Annotated in this window: 14 protein-coding genes; 5 read left to right on the top strand and 9 right to left on the bottom strand. The window is 43.7% G+C overall.

Annotation, left to right across the window (positions count from 1 at the left end):
• The first annotated feature begins 1 nt into the window (after window position 1).
• Entirely contained in the window at window positions 2-640 is a 639-nt protein-coding gene (locus tag R7040_RS02500) for a sugar transferase (protein WP_054576904.1), read from the top strand.
• 19 nt (window positions 641-659) lie between these two features.
• Here R7040_RS02500 and R7040_RS02495 read toward each other — a convergent pair whose 3' ends face one another.
• From R7040_RS02495 to hrpA, 5 genes are all read right to left on the bottom strand, one after another.
• Window positions 660-1,049, bottom strand: a complete 390-nt coding sequence (locus tag R7040_RS02495) for an ATP-binding protein (protein WP_054579474.1) — start codon at window positions 1,047-1,049, stop codon at window positions 660-662.
• A 126-nt stretch (window positions 1,050-1,175) separates the two neighbouring features.
• The gene (locus R7040_RS02490) at window positions 1,176-2,756 is read right to left on the bottom strand and encodes a BCCT family transporter (RefSeq protein ID WP_054579965.1); all 1,581 of its coding nucleotides are present in this window, start codon (window positions 2,754-2,756) and stop codon (window positions 1,176-1,178) included.
• Window positions 2,757-3,118: 362 nt separating this feature from the next.
• On the bottom strand, window positions 3,119-3,634 hold the full coding sequence (locus R7040_RS02485) for an outer membrane beta-barrel protein (RefSeq protein WP_005377661.1): 516 nt from the start codon (window positions 3,632-3,634) through the stop codon (window positions 3,119-3,121).
• 199 nt (window positions 3,635-3,833) lie between these two features.
• The gene (locus tag R7040_RS02480; RefSeq protein WP_021033871.1) at window positions 3,834-4,313 is read right to left on the bottom strand and encodes an outer membrane beta-barrel protein; all 480 of its coding nucleotides are present in this window, start codon (window positions 4,311-4,313) and stop codon (window positions 3,834-3,836) included.
• A gap of 182 nt (window positions 4,314-4,495) precedes the next feature.
• Entirely contained in the window at window positions 4,496-8,482 is a 3,987-nt protein-coding gene (gene hrpA / locus R7040_RS02475; RefSeq protein ID WP_170960422.1) for an ATP-dependent RNA helicase HrpA, read from the bottom strand.
• A gap of 185 nt (window positions 8,483-8,667) precedes the next feature.
• Here hrpA and R7040_RS02470 point away from each other — a divergent pair, with 185 nt between their 5' ends.
• Window positions 8,668-9,252: an FMN-dependent NADH-azoreductase gene (locus R7040_RS02470; RefSeq protein WP_025766683.1), complete on the top strand. Its 585-nt coding sequence runs from the start codon at window positions 8,668-8,670 to the stop codon at window positions 9,250-9,252.
• A 94-nt stretch (window positions 9,253-9,346) separates the two neighbouring features.
• Here the strand turns inward: R7040_RS02470 and R7040_RS02465 are convergent, their stop codons facing one another.
• Window positions 9,347-9,634, bottom strand: coding sequence for a hypothetical protein (locus R7040_RS02465; protein ID WP_005389458.1), 288 nt, complete (start codon window positions 9,632-9,634; stop codon window positions 9,347-9,349).
• Between the two features lie 164 nt (window positions 9,635-9,798).
• Complete coding sequence (locus R7040_RS02460; protein ID WP_005377671.1) at window positions 9,799-11,103, bottom strand: MipA/OmpV family protein; 1,305 nt, start codon at window positions 11,101-11,103, stop codon at window positions 9,799-9,801.
• A 235-nt stretch (window positions 11,104-11,338) separates the two neighbouring features.
• Here R7040_RS02460 and R7040_RS02455 point away from each other — a divergent pair, with 235 nt between their 5' ends.
• From R7040_RS02455 to R7040_RS02445, 3 genes are all read left to right on the top strand, one after another.
• Window positions 11,339-11,689, top strand: a complete 351-nt coding sequence (locus R7040_RS02455) for a hypothetical protein (RefSeq protein WP_005377676.1) — start codon at window positions 11,339-11,341, stop codon at window positions 11,687-11,689.
• Window positions 11,690-11,698: 9 nt separating this feature from the next.
• Window positions 11,699-13,639, top strand: coding sequence for an alkaline phosphatase D family protein (locus tag R7040_RS02450; RefSeq protein WP_213907950.1), 1,941 nt, complete (start codon window positions 11,699-11,701; stop codon window positions 13,637-13,639).
• A gap of 189 nt (window positions 13,640-13,828) precedes the next feature.
• A complete protein-coding gene (locus R7040_RS02445) occupies window positions 13,829-14,269 on the top strand; it encodes a TerB family tellurite resistance protein (RefSeq protein ID WP_017820644.1) in 441 nt (146 codons plus the stop codon).
• Window positions 14,270-14,510: 241 nt separating this feature from the next.
• On the opposite strand, the gene R7040_RS02440 is transcribed toward R7040_RS02445, so the two are convergent.
• Window positions 14,511-15,041, bottom strand: coding sequence for a 3'-5' exonuclease (locus R7040_RS02440; protein ID WP_054701434.1), 531 nt, complete (start codon window positions 15,039-15,041; stop codon window positions 14,511-14,513).
• Window positions 15,042-15,124: 83 nt separating this feature from the next.
• Window positions 15,125-16,666, bottom strand: a complete 1,542-nt coding sequence (locus tag R7040_RS02435) for a sensor domain-containing diguanylate cyclase (RefSeq protein WP_005377686.1) — start codon at window positions 16,664-16,666, stop codon at window positions 15,125-15,127.
• Window positions 16,667-16,871 lie beyond the last annotated feature (205 nt).

Raw genomic sequence — 16,871 nt, 5'->3', positions numbered from 1 at the left:
CATGAAAAACTCACGCTACGATTCAAATGTATGCCACGCGAAAAGAACGTTTGATGTACTGGTTGCAATGCTTATTTTGGTCGTCACTGCACCGCTATTCCCATTTATCGCGCTAGCTATAAAAATCACATCGAAAGGCCCAGTGATCTATCGTCAACTGCGTGTTGGGCGCTGTACACCAGAAAAAATGGATCTTTTTCAAATCATGAAGTTTCGCACCATGTATATTGATGCAGAGCAACGCTCTGGCGCAGTATGGGCAACTGAAAATGATCCCCGCATCACGCCAGTAGGACGCTTTTTACGCAAAACGCGTTTAGATGAACTACCTCAACTGTTTAATGTGTTGAGAGGTGAAATGTCGATGATTGGGCCGCGCCCAGAACGCCCAGCTTTCTACCAGAAATTGGAAGATGAAATCCCCTATTTTGTAGAGCGCACATATGGCGTGTTACCAGGTATCACAGGCTTAGCTCAGGTTAACCAAGGCTATGATGCATGCATTGAAGATGTAAGACGCAAAGTTGGGTTTGACCACAGTTACGCACTAAGCTTAGGTTCGTTTTACTCTTGGATTTCAATGGACCTTTCAATCATGAGCAAAACATTCGTTGTGATGATTGACGGACGAGGTCAATAACTTCCGGTTCTGGTAACGGTCACTCTTGCCACTGGCGGCGCATCTTTTCTATCGTCGCTGGTGGCACGTCATGAATGCTTTGATACGCTCCGTGACACACTTTAATTTCCACCTCGATGCGCTTCTTCATGCAGTAGTCCATGTAACGCTTCATCTCCCAATGTCGAACAAACGTATTGCTCACAATCACGACTCTCCCTTTGTTCAGCCACTTTCTAGCTTTCTGAAAACACCACTCATGCGCTTGAGGTAATTGAACCGGTTCAAAGTGATAATCACCTTCATCATTTTCAAAATACATGTCAGCTTCAAAATGCTTAGCACCAAGCTCTATCGCTAGTTGTTTTGCTAAGGTTGTTTTACCTGAACCCGGAAGTCCACGAATAAGAATGAGTTTAGCCAGTGACATAATGCAGTTTAATGAGGTGGGAATAAGCCTAAACTGTAACGAAATTATTGGAAAAGAAAAGTAGAAATAAAAAATGCCGAGCACATTAGGCTCGGCATTTAAACTCAATCATGGATCGTGTTGTATTTATTTGTAAGCTGGCAGTTCAGTTCTTAACCCTTTCACCAGACTGACGCACATCAACAGCAGAACAAAAGTAAACGGTAATCCTGTTGCAACAACGCCTGATTGCAATGCTTGCAGGGCTTCTTTACCACCAACCCAAAGCATTACGGCTGCAATTGCACCTTCAATACACGCCCAGAAAATGCGTTGCGGTACTGGTGCATCAATCTTACCACCGGCGGTAATACTATCGATAACCAGCGAGCCAGAGTCTGACGATGTAATAAAGAATACCAGAATCAGCACGATAGAAAGCATTGAAATCACTGAGCTATACGGAAGCGCATCGTAAACATGGAACAGAGTCAATGAAATATCAGTTAGGCCATTTGCACCTAGCTCACCAACTTTATTCACCACTTGGTCAAGCGCGATACCACCAAACACAGACATCCAAGTCAAAGTAACAACTGTAGGAATAACGATGACTGCGAATAAGAATTCTCGAACCGTACGACCTTTAGACACACGCGCGATAAACATACCAACAAACGGTGACCAAGATACCCACCAAGCCCAGTAGAATACCGTCCAGCCGTGCATCCAAGTTTCATCTTCACGACCGTGAGGGTTACTCAATGGAATAATATTTTCAATGTAAGCCATTGTTGTGTCGCGTAGCGAGCTCCACGCCGTATCAAACGTGATGAAGGTAATGAAAATAAGCAGCGCAAACGCAACCACCATATTGACGTTACTCAGTAGCTTAACACCACCATCAATACCACGAATCACTGATAGCACCGCGATAAAGGTAACGAAGGTGATCACAATCATTTGTGTACCAATGCCGCCTTCTAGACCAAAGACATGGTTAATACCACTGGTCGCCTGCTGAGCACCCAGACCTAGCGACGTTGCAAGACCAAATAGCGTCGACAAAACGGCAAGGATATCAATAACGTGACCTAACCAGCCCCATGCACGGTCACCAAAAATTGGATAGAACGCCGCGCGCAATGAAAGTGGTAAACCTTTGTTAAATGCAAAAAACGCTAATGCTAGTGCAACGAGTGCGTAAATACTCCAACCATGCACACCCCAGTGGAACATAGTGGCACCCATCGCGAGGGATTTTGCTTCTTCGGTGTATGGTACTGCGTTAAGTGGCATTCCCCACCAATCAGTGAAATACGCGGTCGGCTCAGCCACACTCCAGAACAGAAGACCAATACCCATACCCGCGGCGAAAAGCATCGACAACCAAGAAACGGTTGAGTGATCCGGCGTTGCTTCTTTGCCACCTAAGCGGATTTTACCTAGCGGAGAAAAAAGAAGAGCAACGGCGAACAATAAGAAGAAGTTTGTCGACCACATAAAAAACGCATCAAACTGTTCGATAATTCCGTTTTTTAGACCGTTTAATACGTCACGAGCAGTGGTTGGCTCAACAAGAAGAAGTGAAATCAGACAGAAAACAACGAGCCCCGCACTAATGCCAAAAACCGGGTTATGTATATCGAATCCCCACTTTTGAACGTTATCCTGTCCAACCTGATAATCGGTTGTATCAATACTATATTTTTTAAATGCATTATCCATAAATACAAATTTAACGTGAATTTGAAACGCCCCTCAGGTGAGAAGAACTCCAATACCGCCCTCCATTAATTTGAACTCTAAAGTTTTAAAGCGGAACGAATTTTAGCAGCAATCACATATTTTTGCAAAAAGTCGTGATTTATTGCATTTTAAGCTCAATTCGAGACAGATGAAGGGGAAATAATATCAACACAAAAATTATGAGGTCTAACGATTGATTTTGTCGTAGGTTGTAGACTAGAAAAGACACAAGAAATACTTAAGTTCATAGCCAGTCACTGCGCAAATAGAGAAGACCTGCGCTGATTTGGTTTCACAATTAACGACGAAACCAAATCAGCAAACCTTTCATCCAGCGAGCGTTATAAGAAATGGAAGGTGATGTTCCCTGTTACGCTGCTAACGGTATCGCTATCGCCTTCAATATCCACGCCAAACGCTTGATAACTCGCGCCCACAGACACATTGTCAAGCAAGAAGTATTCGGCACCAACACCATACATATAAGAGACGCCATCATCTTTGTCTAAGTTTCTCAGTCCACCGTCATAATCAACGTTGAATGCATTGATGCCGCCTTTTGCGTAAACGTGTAACGGGCCGAAGTCGATACTAGGTTTCGCCGCTAAATAGAATGAATCAAAATCAGCGCTACCCCTGCTGCCACTCAAAGATAAATCCACTTTGCCGTGGTTAAAGTAGCCTGCCTCAATGCCAATGAATGGCAAAATACCAGTACCGACATGAATACCATAAGTTGTATCATTTTCGCTGTCGATATCGGACTGACCAATTTGGCCACCAGCGTAAATCCAAGAGTCAGCCATTGCTGACGTTGAGCACAACGTTAGAGCGAATAACGAGAGTGTTTTTTTCATACTATCCCTTCCTGATCGATTCCTAAGCGAAACATTACGCAAATATGCGCATTTAATCGCCACTATATATTGGAAAGCATAGGCATTTTAAGACTCTAAAAGTGAATAATTTATGTTCAACTTTTGTTTTGTGACTTCCAGACAAAAAAACACCGACATAAAGCCGGTGTGTTTCATATGGTGTTAGAAAGCTTGACGCTTATAGGAAATGTAGTGTTGCGTTAACAGAGAACGTGCTGATATCGTCTTTACCAGCAGTGTAGTTCATGTAGCTAGCACCAACAGACATTGGGCCAAAAATGAAGTACTCAGCACCCACACCGTACATTAGGTCCAAATCGTCATCGTCTTTGCCGCCTTTCACTTTTTTGTCCCACTGATGGAAACCACCTTTTGCGTACACGTGTAGCGGACCGAAGTCGATGCTTGGCTTAAGTGCTGCGTAGTAAGAAGTTAGCTTAGTGTCTTGACCATTTACGTTAAATTCACCGTGTTGTGTTACACCAGCTTCAACACCAATGATAGGTAGAATGCCTGTACCAACGTGAACAGAGTATGATGTGTCTGTCTCACCTTTGTAGTCAGACTGACCTACTGTTGCACCACCGTAAATCCAAGAATCCGCCATTGCCGCAGAAGATGCGCCAAGTAGCGCCACTGCTAATAGAGTTTTTTTCATCATCTACCTTTACTCTTTATTATTCCCACGTCTGCATAACTCAGTCGTTGGTACTACAAATAAAGGGAGGCGAACTATTGCCTCCCAGAACTAAAAAATAATGCTTATTGAGTTACTAGCAATTAGTGTACCAGCAACTTCTTAAGCGATAATTACAAACCTGACACTATTTTACTGGTTGATTAGCAAGCATCAATCGCGTTTTTGACTCGTTTATCAGAAACAGGATAAGGAGTGCCTAATTGTTGAGCAAAATAACTCACGCGAAGCTCTTCAATCATCCAACGCACTTCTTTTACATTTTCAGGAATGGCCACACCTTTCGGGATCTTGTTCAGCAACTCTTTATAGTCTTGAGTCACAGATTCAATCTTCAGCATATGTAAACGATCTTTGTTTGGATCGATTGGCAACTTCTCCATACGACGCTCTATCGCGCGCATGTAGCGAAGAATATCCGGCAAGCGTTTCCAGCCACATTCCGTTGCAAAGCCTTTGAAGATCAAGCCTTCAATTTGTGCTTTGATATCGGACAGAGCAAACGCCATTGTGAAGTCGATCTTGCCTTTTAGCTTCTTATTGATGCTAAACGCCGTGGTCAGAATAGTCTCAACCTGTTGAGCAATCTCTACAACGGTGTCACCCAATTCAGCACGAACGTGTTCTTTCAACGCTTCGAACTTCTCTGGCTCCCAAACTAAACCACCCTGCTCTTCAATAAGCTTATCGACACCACAGGCAATGCAGTCATCTATCAGATCAAGCACTTTGCCGTATGGATTAAAGTACAGACCCAGCTTCGATTTGTTCGGTAAGTTGGCGTGCAAATATTTAATTGGCGACGGTACGTTCAATAAAATTAGGCGACGCTGACCAGCACGCATTGCCGTTATCTGCTCGTACTCCGTTTCGTAGAGTTTGATTTCAACGCTGTCTTTGGTATCAACAAGCGCCGGATACGCTTTTACATCGTAGCCGCCACGTTTTTGTTGATACACTTTCGGCAATTCTCCAAAACTCCACGTATGCAGACCTTGCTGTTCGATATCGTCATCCGCAACTTTGGAAAGCGTTTCTTGAACTTTGTCTTTCAAACTTTCTTTCAGTTCATGAAGGTCTTTGTTTTCCTTCAGTTTACGATTTCGGTGATCAACCGCACGAAACGTGACTTTCAAGTGCTCAGGTACTTGTTCCAAGTTCCAGTCTTCACGCAGCACTTCTACGCCCGTCATGCGTCGCAACTCTTTCTCCAATGAATCTAACAGCGGCGCTTCCATTGGCGTGACGCGTGCTAAGAATGCATCGGCATAGTTCGGCGCAGGTACAAAGTTCTTACGAATTGTCTTTGGCAACGATTTAATCAAGCTAACCACAAGCTCATGGCGTAAACCTGGGATCTGCCAATCAAAGCCCGCTGGTTCAACTTGGTTTAAAATCGGCAACGGCAAATGCACTGTGACACCGTCACTATCATCGCCTGGTTCAAATTGGTAACTCAATTTGAGCTTCAAACCATTTTGATGCCAGAAGTTCGGGTAATCCAAATCGGTCACATGGCTAGCATCACCCTTGAACAGCATCTCTTTTTCAAAGTTCAGCAGTTCCGGATTTTCTTTAGATGCCTTTTTCCACCACGTATCGAAATGCTTACCAGACACCACTTCGGTGCCAACGCGTTGGTCATAGAAATCAAACAGCTCATCATCATCCACTAAGATGTCTCGACGACGAGATTTATGCTCAAGCTCTTCCACTTCTTGCAGAAGCTTACGGTTTTGCTTAAAGAACGCGTGTTTGGTTTCCCATTCACCCTCAACCAATGCACTACGAATGAAGATTTCGCGACTTACGGTCGAATCGATACTGCCGTAGTTGACCAAGCGTTTCGGTACGATTGGTACGCCGTAAAGCATCACTTTTTCGTGCGCCATCACCGCAGCGCGTTTCTTCGACCAATGTGGTTCACTGTAACTGCGTTTAATAAGGTGTTTAGCTAACGGCTCAATCCACTCTGGCTGAATCTTTGCGATGATACGACCCCAAAGTTTTGAGGTTTCCACCAACTCAGCAGACATGATCCACTTAGGCTGTTTCTTGAATAGACCTGATGCAGGGAAGATATGGAAACGAGCATTACGCGCGCCTTGATATTCATTCTTTTCTTGGTCTTTCATGCCGATGTGCGACAGCAAACCAACCAAAATGGCACTGTGTACGCCATGGTAAGAAGCGGGCTCATCGTTAAGCTTGAATTCCATCTCACGCATCGACTGATGAATTTGGAAGTACACATCTTGCCACTCGCGAACGCGCAAGTAGTTCAAATAGTCTTGCTTACACTGTTTGCGGAACTGATTGCTAGACAAGGCTTTTTGTTGCTTTTGGATGTATTCCCACAAATTCACAAATGTCAGGAAGTCCGACTCTTCATGGAAGAAGCGACGATGTTTATCGTCTGACGATTGTTGTTTGTCTGAAGGACGTTCGCGTGGATCTTGAATCGACAAGGCAGCTGCGATGATCATCACTTCTTTAAGCGCACCATATTTTGGCGCTTCCAATACCATACGCGCCAAGCGCGGATCGATTGGCAAACGCGCTAATTGGCGACCAATGGAAGTCAGGCGTTTTTTCGGGTCTTTTACCTCAGAGTTAATCGCACCAAGCTCTTCCAGCAAACGCACGCCGTCTTGGATGTTACGTTTATCCGGTGCTTCCACAAACGGAAACGCTTGAATATCACCCAAACCAAGTGCCGTCATTTGCAAGATAACCGACGCTAGATTGGTACGTAGGATTTCAGGATCAGTAAACTCTGGGCGTGACTCAAAATCTTCCTCTGAGTACAGACGAATACAAATACCCTCTTCCACACGACCACAACGACCTTTTCGCTGGTTCGCACTCGCCTGAGAAACTGGCTCAATTGGAAGACGCTGAACCTTAGTACGGTAACTGTATCGACTGATACGCGCCGTACCCGGGTCGATAACGTACTTAATGCCCGGAACAGTTAGCGAGGTTTCTGCCACGTTGGTTGCCAGTACAATTCGGCGACCAGTATGAGGTTGGAAAATCTTATTCTGCTCACCTGCCGACAAACGCGCGTAAAGCGGCACAATTTCCGTGCTCTTCAGATTACGTTTGGACAATGCATCTGCGGTATCACGGATTTCACGTTCACCGTTCATGAAAATCAGGATGTCACCTAAACCTTCATCGCACAGTTCATCTACCGCTTCGAAGATGCCTTCAAGCTGGTCACGATCATTGTCGTCATCACCGCTTAGTGGGCGGTAACGTGTTTCTACTGGGTAAGTACGACCCGATACTTCAATGATTGGTGCATTGTTGAAGTGTTTTGAGAAGCGTTCTGGGTCGATGGTTGCCGACGTGATGATCACTTTCAAATCAGGACGACGTGGCAGCAACTCTTTCAAGTAACCCAAGATGAAATCGATGTTAAGGCTGCGCTCGTGCGCTTCATCGATAATGATGGTGTCGTATTGATTCAAGAAACGGTCATGCTGAATTTCAGCCAGCAAGATACCGTCCGTCATCAATTTGATTTGGGTATTTTCAGAGATCTGATCGTTGAATCGAACCTTGTAACCAACAAACTCACCAAGCTTGGTTTCCATCTCTTCGGCAATACGGTTAGCAACCGAACGCGCTGCAAGACGACGAGGCTGAGTATGACCAATCAGACCAAATTTACCGCGACCAAGCTCAGCACAGATTTTTGGTAGCTGAGTGGTTTTACCAGAACCGGTTTCACCCGCGACGATAACCACTTGGTTTTCTTCGATCGCTTTCGCAATATCGTCGCGTTTTTGGCTTACAGGCAGGATTTCTGGGTATTCAATCGTTGGTTTGTAGTTGCTGCGCTGCTCTGCAACCATCATGGATTTTGCGATGTCTAATGCGATTTCGTCGAACACAGCATTACGCGCTGCGTCCTTCTTAATTTTGCTTGCACCAGAAATACGTTTACTCAAGCGGAAACGGTCGCGCATCATGCACTGATTCAGCGCTTTACGCAGAGATGCAGCACTATTCACTTGAGCCTGAGGTGTTTGAGCTTGTTTCGCTGTCGCTTTTTGCGCACCATTTGACGGTGTCGCTTGCTCTTCAGCTAGATTCTTTTTTGGGGGCTGTGACGAAGTCAAAGCGTTTCCTATTCTTTTCATTACAAAAACTGCGCGGATTGTATCACACAAGATCTGTAACAAGATAACCGAAAGCTCATTCAATTTTTTCGAACATGTTCAGCGAATCGCTAGGCTTTTGAACTAACTTACGTTGCTTATAATGGCTCCCATAGTCGAAAGCACTTATTTAAGGAATAACCATTATGTCTCGTGTACTAGCTCTAAAATCAAGCATCCTTGGCGATTACTCTCAATCAAACAAATTGGTTGAAGACTTCATCAAAAATGTAGACCAAGACAAGCTTACTGTTCGTGATTTGGCTGCAAACCCGCTACCTGTTTTGGACTTCGCCGTTGCGACTGCACTGCGCGCTACGGAAGATCTTTCACAAGAACAGCAAGCGGTAGTCGACTTGTCTGACACCCTTATTGAAGAAGTAAAGGCCGCAGACACTTTGGTTATTGCCGCTCCAATGTACAACTTTACCATCCCGACTCAGCTTAAAAACTGGATTGATTTGATTGCTCGTGCAGGCGTGACATTCAAATACACAGAAAACGGCGTTCAAGGTTTGATTGAAGGTAAAAAGGCGATTGTAATAACGACTCGTGGTGGTATTCATAAAGATTCACCAACTGACAACGTTACGCCATACCTACGCACTGTGCTGGGTTTTGTAGGAATCACTGATGTGGAATTTGTTTACGCAGAAGCGCTAAACATGGGTGAAGATGCGGCTGCAAAAGGCATTTCAGAAGCGCAAAGCCAACTTGCAACAATGGCGTAAGTTAGAATAAACCAGAATACAAAAGGGATTGGTTCGCGCCAATCCCTTTTTGGATCCTGATGCCTTGATCGTATTTATAGGGTCTCTTACATCGTCAAAAACGATTCACTTTCTCCAAGTTGCGTATTGCATCGAGGTAGACTTTTTCTAAAGACCGCTCAGCTTCGCTTATCATATTCTCGATCATCGCATTAAACGCGACATCGCTACGGATTTCTATATTGTCTCCCGCCTTAACGTCAAGAGAGTTGACGTACAACACCAACCATTCATCGCCCTCCAAGTGCCCTTCTCCGTGAATGGCAAAAAAGCGTTTGGCAAATTCAGCGTTGGTACAATTTATCGCTTCAATTTGAAGATTGAATGAGGAGTCGATACTCATGGTGCTCATCCCATCCGATTCATCAGATGCATCACAAACAGCCTTAACTCTGGCACGATATACGAAATTTCTCGTTGAAAGCAGCATAGTATTATTCATCATTACTCATAATGGGCGATAAATAAGTCAGTTGCAAATCCGACTTATATGCATCTCGCGATGCGCTAAAACTCGAACTGGAAATAAATAGTATTGTAGTTACTCCCACCTTTAATTCGCCCAAACTGGGAAGCGCTTTCAAAAATCGCCGAGCGGTGATGCAATGAATAGCCCACCCACATATTGTTCCAGCTCTTTTGGTTGAAGAGATCGCCTACATTGACATCAAACGAGAAATCTAAGTAGTTGAGCAACTTGCTTGGTGTATAACCCTTGTCTTCCATTTCTGTGCCTTCAATATAGGTAATGCTATCAATGTATGACACACCTTCCGCTACACCAAATCGCCAAGTCGTAGGCCAATTAACCGTATAATAAGCCTTAATCGCCATGACGTATTCTGTGCTCGCAGACTGAACACTGGACGACCAGTGATGAACCAACCCTGGCGTTAAATAAATATCAAGAGGAAAACCAAACAGCTCATCCGTTAATGGATGCCCATAAAACAATGAAGTAAGTTGATTGTCGTATGGGTCTTTTTCTCTCTCAAAGCTAAATATTTCACCGATGTTCGAAGGCGTCGCCCAACCATGCGCAATACGTAGATATGCTTTATTGCTCAGTGTCGGTTTCGGAGCTTTGCTTTTATCGTTGAAAAAGCCAAAACCGACAAACACTTCTCCCTGATATCGATCTTCTACAAGCTGACTGTTGTAGGCGTTATCATCTAAGCGAGTAACACTCGTCTCACCCAATAAATACAAATTTGAAGTTACATGGTAACGAGCTTTAATACCAAGATTGGTGTCAAGTCCAGCTCCAATTCTCTCGCCAGTAATATCCTTAAAGGAATAGTATTCACTATTGAAATCAGCGTCTTTGTATCGAATCGTAATCGATGGCTCTAATTCCCAATCACCAAATACATAATTGGCAGCAAGGCGGTAATTAGAGTGAAACTGGAGTTCGTCGTCCGTCATCAACTCTACTTCTGCGCGCCAATTGTCGTTAATGCTATAACGCACTTGCCCACCGAAATCGACTCTGTCCCCTTCATTAGCATTTTGTAGCGACATGGGAATATCGACAAATCTCAATCGCATGAGTGCGCTCGCGCGCCAGTCGGAATCACTCTCGTTATACAAAAAAGCGCCACCTTCAATGCCATTGATATACACATGTTGGTTTTCAAAGAACATCATTGGTACAAATGTACTCACCGTAGAGTCATTATCGGCGGTATAAAACGGAATCGATGCTGTGCGATACATCGCAGCAATCCCCCACGTTTGTTCTTCTGAACCATGCGCAGAAGAAACTGCCGCAGCTAAAGGTAAAGCGAGTGTTGTTAGAATTAATCTCTTCATGAGTTCGAAAAATGTTGGTTGAGAAGCAGGCAAACATCAATGATTTGCCATTAAAAGCTTATGTTCTGCTGATGATAGCCGTTACAATGGCAAATGTTGTCATCCTCGTGACAGTTTGAGTCCCAAGATCATATTAATATTGCACGACTAGGTGAGCTTGTTTGCGAATATTTTACCATTACAACAAGCGCTTAAACTCTAGCTTAGTTCTAAATCAAACATAATGAAGTAAAAAGTGAAAGCATCAGAACTCATCTCTACCTTGAATCATTTACCCGCAGACACAGACCCAGACATTGTGATGGGAGAAGCATGGCTGCCAGAGAGGTTGATAGGGACTCAACTCGATGGTGACATGTTGTTTTTGCACTTTGATAATGCACCAGAAGATGGTCAAGGTGACGAAGAAGGGCGTGGCTTCGTCGAACACGAAATCGACCTAATTAGAACTCGGCTTCAGCAAATTTTGGATGAAGACAGTGATAACGCGTCAAAAGCCGATGCGATGCTTGGTTTGTTCCTTATGGGACATGAACTTAGTAGCTCGCAAGTTATCGAAATATTAGAAGAAGAAGCTGACACATAAGGAGCCGTTTTGCCAGCATTGATGAACACGACTGAAATTTCTTCACTTCCTCTTGTCGTTGCAGGTCCGATCCTACGTAAAGTGACCGCAACTGAAATCAATATTTGGCTAGTCACCACCCAACGCTTGGAGGGTATGGTGCAAATTACGGATGAAAATGCCTCCATCCTTTATCAAGCCCCTTTAAGTGAACAAAAAGAACAGCTTCAAATCGGCCTCAATGCGTGGTGTTGCTTACTTAAATTAGAAGGCGAGTTTCCAACCCATCAAGCGTTACGCTATCAAATAAAAACGCAATATGGATTAGTGACGGAACTGCTCCCTCACCTGACTTATGAGCGAGATAATACGCCAAACTTGGGTATTGAGTTCCTCGTTAGTGAAAAAGCGGATTATCTCCTACATGGCTCTTGCCGTAATCCCCATCACTTCAGTGATGATACATTGGTCGCTGCGGATCATAAAATCGCGTCTCAATCCATTGAAGAAAGACCGGATATGCTCATCATGAGTGGTGATCAAATCTATGCAGACCATGTTGCAGGCCCCACTCTCGATGCCATTGAGCAAGTGATAGCTTTATTGGGTTTGCCAGGCGAAGAATTCGATCAAGCTCCGATAAAAAATACCAATGACCTCTACCAACACCCTGCTTGCTATTATGGTCGAGATAAATTGTTGCCCCATTATGTGAGTGATGACAGTTTACTAAGTAAGTTTTTTCCACACCGAGGGACACCAATATTCAGCGCCAAAGAGTGTGAGAATCACCTAATAAGCTTTGCTGAGTGCTTTGCAATGTACTTATTGGTTTGGTCTCCGACCTTGTGGAAGTTTGTTCGAACGGATCGTTTATTAGAAAACGAATTTACTGTCGGCGGAGAAGTTCTTGAACCGAAATGGCAGCAGCAATGGCGCGAAGAAAAAAAACAAATTGATAAATTCGTCGCAGGTCTGGACAAGGTTCAACGCTTACTCGCTCACATTCCAACCTATATGATCTTTGATGATCACGATGTCACCGACGATTGGAATCTCACCATAGGCTGGGAACAAGCCGCATACAGCAACACGTTTGCAAAACGCATTATCGGTAATAGCTTGATTGCTTACTGGCTTTGCCAAGGTTGGGGAAATGCGCCAGAAAAATTCAATGATGAATTTATGAGCCTCGCTCAACGCTTTATCGATGAGCGAACCTCGCAAACCCAAGATGCATTTATTCAATATTTGTATCGCTTTGAGAATTGGCACTACACCATTCCTACGACACCAAAAGTTGTCGTGCTAGATACACGAACCAGACGCTGGCGTTCTGAGTCTAAAATGAACAAACCTTCTGGCTTAATGGACTGGGAAGCGATGATTGAGTTCCATCAGGAGCTCGTGCATCAAGACAAGGTTGTTATTGTTTCTGCCGCGCCAATGTTTGGTGTGAAATTTATCGAAGCACTACAACGTGTGGTGACCATGCTTGGTAAACCATTGATGGTTGATGCTGAAAACTGGATGGCTCACCCCGGAAGTGCGAATACTCTTATTAGTATTTTCACACACACAAAGACACCAACTAACTTTGTTATTCTCTCTGGCGACGTGCACTACTCTTTTGCATACGATATTAAGCTCCGCTATCGAAAAAACAGTCCGAATATCTATCAAATCACCTGTAGTGGAATTAAAAATCAGTTCCCTACACAACTGCTCAATATGTGTGATGGCCTAGATAGACTGCTATACAGCCCTCGCTCACCTTTAAACTGGTTCACAAAACGTAAACGACTCAAGATTTACAAACGCGCACCAAGTACGCACAACTTTTATCGCTTGGTTAACCATAGTGCCATTGGTGAGCTACGCCTTGATGATGAAGGCAAACCAAGTCAAATTAGTATTCTGACGAGTGATGGTGACGAAGTTCATTTTCCACCGACACGTGCTGAAAGCTGAGTATCAATCCCAAAATGACTTGCCCTTTGTAAGAGGCAAGTCACCTTAAACTAACTCAGGAGTTTAGGTTTTTTGGGGAGAAAGTGGCCGTGCTTAAATGTCAACGGCGTGCTAAATTTGGTATCGCACCTTGAGATCTTCCGTATTTATTACCATGTTAACCAAATAAACAATAGCTCGGTGTTCATTATGTTTAATTCTCTCACATCATTATTTAAACAACTCATTGATGGCTCTGATTTAAGCCAAACCAACACACTTTCCCCTAACATGGCTATCGCGTGTTTGCTTTGTGAAGTTTCTGGTGCAGACCATAGTGTCGATGATAGAGAACAAGAAACAAAGCGCTCTTTATTGATGAAACTGCTTTCGTTAAATGAAGAAGAATCAAATACTTTGTTAGAGCAAGCGCAACAGAAAATAAAAGATTCCGCTTCGCTGTACGACTTTACCTCTCAACTAAGAGAACTGACTCAAGAAACTCGTTACAACTTAATCAAAAGCATGTGGGAAGTCGCTTACGCAGACGGCGAAATTGACCCGCTAGAAGACGCGGTGATCCGTAAAACAGCAGAGCTACTCTATGTTGATCACAGCGAGTTCATTCGAGCGAAGTTACAGTCTCAGTAAAGTGAGGAGATGAGTATATAAGTCGCTGGCTAACTCTAAGCTACCCCTAGGATGACAACAGATATCGCTTCTGTAGCCATAAAAAAACGCGCACTCTGCGCGTTTTTCAATAAGCCAACGACATTGTTATTAAAATACTGGTCAAGGTATGTGTTTAGCTCTTTCCACACTAAACAGACTGCATGACAAAACAACAATGGTTGGATGATAATTTAATTACAAGCTAGCTAGGTTCGAATAACTAAAACATGGTCAAAGCAAGCTTAGCTAAGTTGTATGCATCTACATAGCCAGAGTGTTGACGCCCTTCCCAGTCTATTCCTTTTGCTTCTTGAGCGGCTCGATGGCCTATACGTTTATCTTTAAGACGATTTTGAATACGGTAGAGTGTCGCTAAGTTGATGAACTCTGTGAACGGTGCTTCAATACCTTTTTGCTTACACTCTTCTAGAAGAATGAGGTCATCTCGCCCCCAAGATGCAAAGATTTTGTTGCGACCACCGAAGTTCTTAACCATGGATTTAAGCACTTCTTCTAGTGGGCGTCCTTGTTTTTCAATCTTACGTGGTGTGATGCCCGTTAACTCAGCGCAGAACAGAGACACTTCATCGTGTTCTGGTTTCACGTAGTATTGAGCACGCTTGACTATCTCACCTTTAGACAAATCTATTTCAGCTAACCCCACTTCGATAATTTCACCCGTGCTGCCGATGCCATTTTCGTTCCAGCAACACATTTCTAAATCGAAGCATACAATACGGTTATGGTTCATAGTTTGCCTTGGTTCCTAACATAAAAATTTAAAGCGTGCGATTCTATCGTAACACGGCGTAAAACTCGAATTTGTGCGCCCATTTAATCGCCGATCGACACATTATTACGGCCGTTTTTTTTACTCAAATAGAGTTGACTATCCATTTTGTGATACAAGCTCTCAGGATCTTCTTCTTTATGGATAACCGCACCGATACTCAACGTACAGATGATTGACGCATCACCATAATCAAAAGCCGTACTTGCCACAACACTCCGTAATTTTTCTAGGTAAGCTTCTAGCACTGCTCTATCAATGACTTTAGAAATAATACAAAACTCGTCACCACCAGCTCGGTAAAACTTATCTCCCGGTTTTAAATTAGCACTGACCAGCTTAGTGACATGTTGTAACGCTTCATCTCCACCTAAATGGCCGTGTTTGTCATTAATCACTTTGAAGTGGTCGATATCAAAACCAACCAAGGCGAAGTTAACACCTTTGTTTATCTGATTAAGCAAATGATCGTTGAATGCTCGGCGATTCAGTAGTTGAGTTAGAGGGTCTCGCTCTGCCATTCTTTTTAATTCAACGGTTTTGAGCTCCAACATGACCGCTAAGCGCTCTTTTTCTCGAGACTGTAAATTCACAATCCAACTGATCAAAAAGGCGATTACCAATCCGGCTAGCGTCGTGCCCGCTAAAATAGAACGCTCCCAAGCTGAGACTGCGTCAGAAAGCTTAAAGTCAATACGCCATTCACGGTTAGGCAGTTGAATGGTTCGGCTTATAACGGTTCCTCGAATGTTATCCCAGCTAGCACTTTGAAAGAGAACAGGGTCATCTGCTGCGTCGAATCCCAAGTCTTCTACGCGCACCGACATATCGAGCTCCGTCGCGGTTTTCGTAATCAAATCCTCAAAGTAAACCGTACTTCGGATAACGCCGGTCACTACTCCTAATAAATATTTGTTCTCGAAGTCGAACACTGGATGGAACACCAGCAACCCAGTCTTAGGTATGGACTTGTCATAACCATCTTGCAGTAAGCGAACTTTATCCGAGACATTCGCTCGCCCATTTTCGGAAATATCATCCAAGATTAAATCGAAGCGTTTGCGCGAAAAATAGAAACCCAATAGAGAAAGGTTTTCCGGTGTTCTTGGGTAGATATCCGACGCGATGAAAATTGGCTCATTGTGTTCAAAAATGTACCCGTAGGTTTTGGGACCATCTTTAGGAACGGTAAACGGTTGGAAGTTTGGAAATTTTTGACGGGTCTTTAAAATATGTTCATCAAGATCTTCGAATTCGACCTTTTGCATCCATTGAAGTCCAATGAGACTTCGCGAGCTGTTAATCACTTGTTCCGCATACATCGGAAACGATGGCCAATAGCTTCGCTCAATCGAATGGAAAAAGTTTGCGCCCGCACCAATGAACTTTAGATCATTCTCGACGTTTGCTTTAAGTGATTCTGCTTGTCGGTCGGCTAAAGTATCAAACGTAGTCTGTGTATACCGTTGCTGCATTGTATAAGCAGCACCAACTACACCAGCAGTGACACATAAAGTCGCCAAAAAAGCTAAAATAGAGTCTGAATGTCGTTTTATAAAGCTCTTATGAGCGGTGCTTTGTGTCATATCGTAATTTTTGATACTTCCGTAAGTTAAACTTCGGGATCTATTGAAATACTGCGTTAGCAATGCACAAACATCAAGCAACAACCTATATTGGGGAGTCTGATCGTCGATTTTTCACGCTGTTCGTACGGTATAGTCACGAATTATTACAGCCTTAAGCCTTGAATATGCTACCATCCGTCATCATTTTAATGTCTAAACTTGG

The organism is Vibrio sp. 1069, assembly GCF_033340555.1.
The sequence above is the reverse complement of the archived record's forward strand: the minus strand, read 5'-3'. Positions and strand labels throughout refer to the sequence as shown.

Bases quoted from the DNA above. Each gene is read 5' to 3' on its own strand.
- R7040_RS02500 (WP_054576904.1), top strand. From the start codon at position 2: ATGAAAAACTCACGCTACGATTCAAATGTATGCCACGCGAAAAGAACG.
- R7040_RS02495 (WP_054579474.1), bottom strand. From the start codon at position 1,049: ATGTCACTGGCTAAACTCATTCTTATTCGTGGACTTCCGGGTTCAGGT.
- R7040_RS02490 (WP_054579965.1), bottom strand. From the start codon at position 2,756: ATGGATAATGCATTTAAAAAATATAGTATTGATACAACCGATTATCAG.
- R7040_RS02485 (WP_005377661.1), bottom strand. From the start codon at position 3,634: ATGAAAAAAACACTCTCGTTATTCGCTCTAACGTTGTGCTCAACGTCA.
- R7040_RS02480 (WP_021033871.1), bottom strand. From the start codon at position 4,313: ATGAAAAAAACTCTATTAGCAGTGGCGCTACTTGGCGCATCTTCTGCG.
- R7040_RS02470 (WP_025766683.1), top strand. From the start codon at position 8,668: ATGTCTCGTGTACTAGCTCTAAAATCAAGCATCCTTGGCGATTACTCT.
- R7040_RS02465 (WP_005389458.1), bottom strand. From the start codon at position 9,634: ATGAGTATCGACTCCTCATTCAATCTTCAAATTGAAGCGATAAATTGT.
- R7040_RS02460 (WP_005377671.1), bottom strand. From the start codon at position 11,103: ATGAAGAGATTAATTCTAACAACACTCGCTTTACCTTTAGCTGCGGCA.
- R7040_RS02445 (WP_017820644.1), top strand. From the start codon at position 13,829: ATGTTTAATTCTCTCACATCATTATTTAAACAACTCATTGATGGCTCT.
- R7040_RS02440 (WP_054701434.1), bottom strand. From the start codon at position 15,041: ATGAACCATAACCGTATTGTATGCTTCGATTTAGAAATGTGTTGCTGG.
- R7040_RS02435 (WP_005377686.1), bottom strand. From the start codon at position 16,666: ATGACACAAAGCACCGCTCATAAGAGCTTTATAAAACGACATTCAGAC.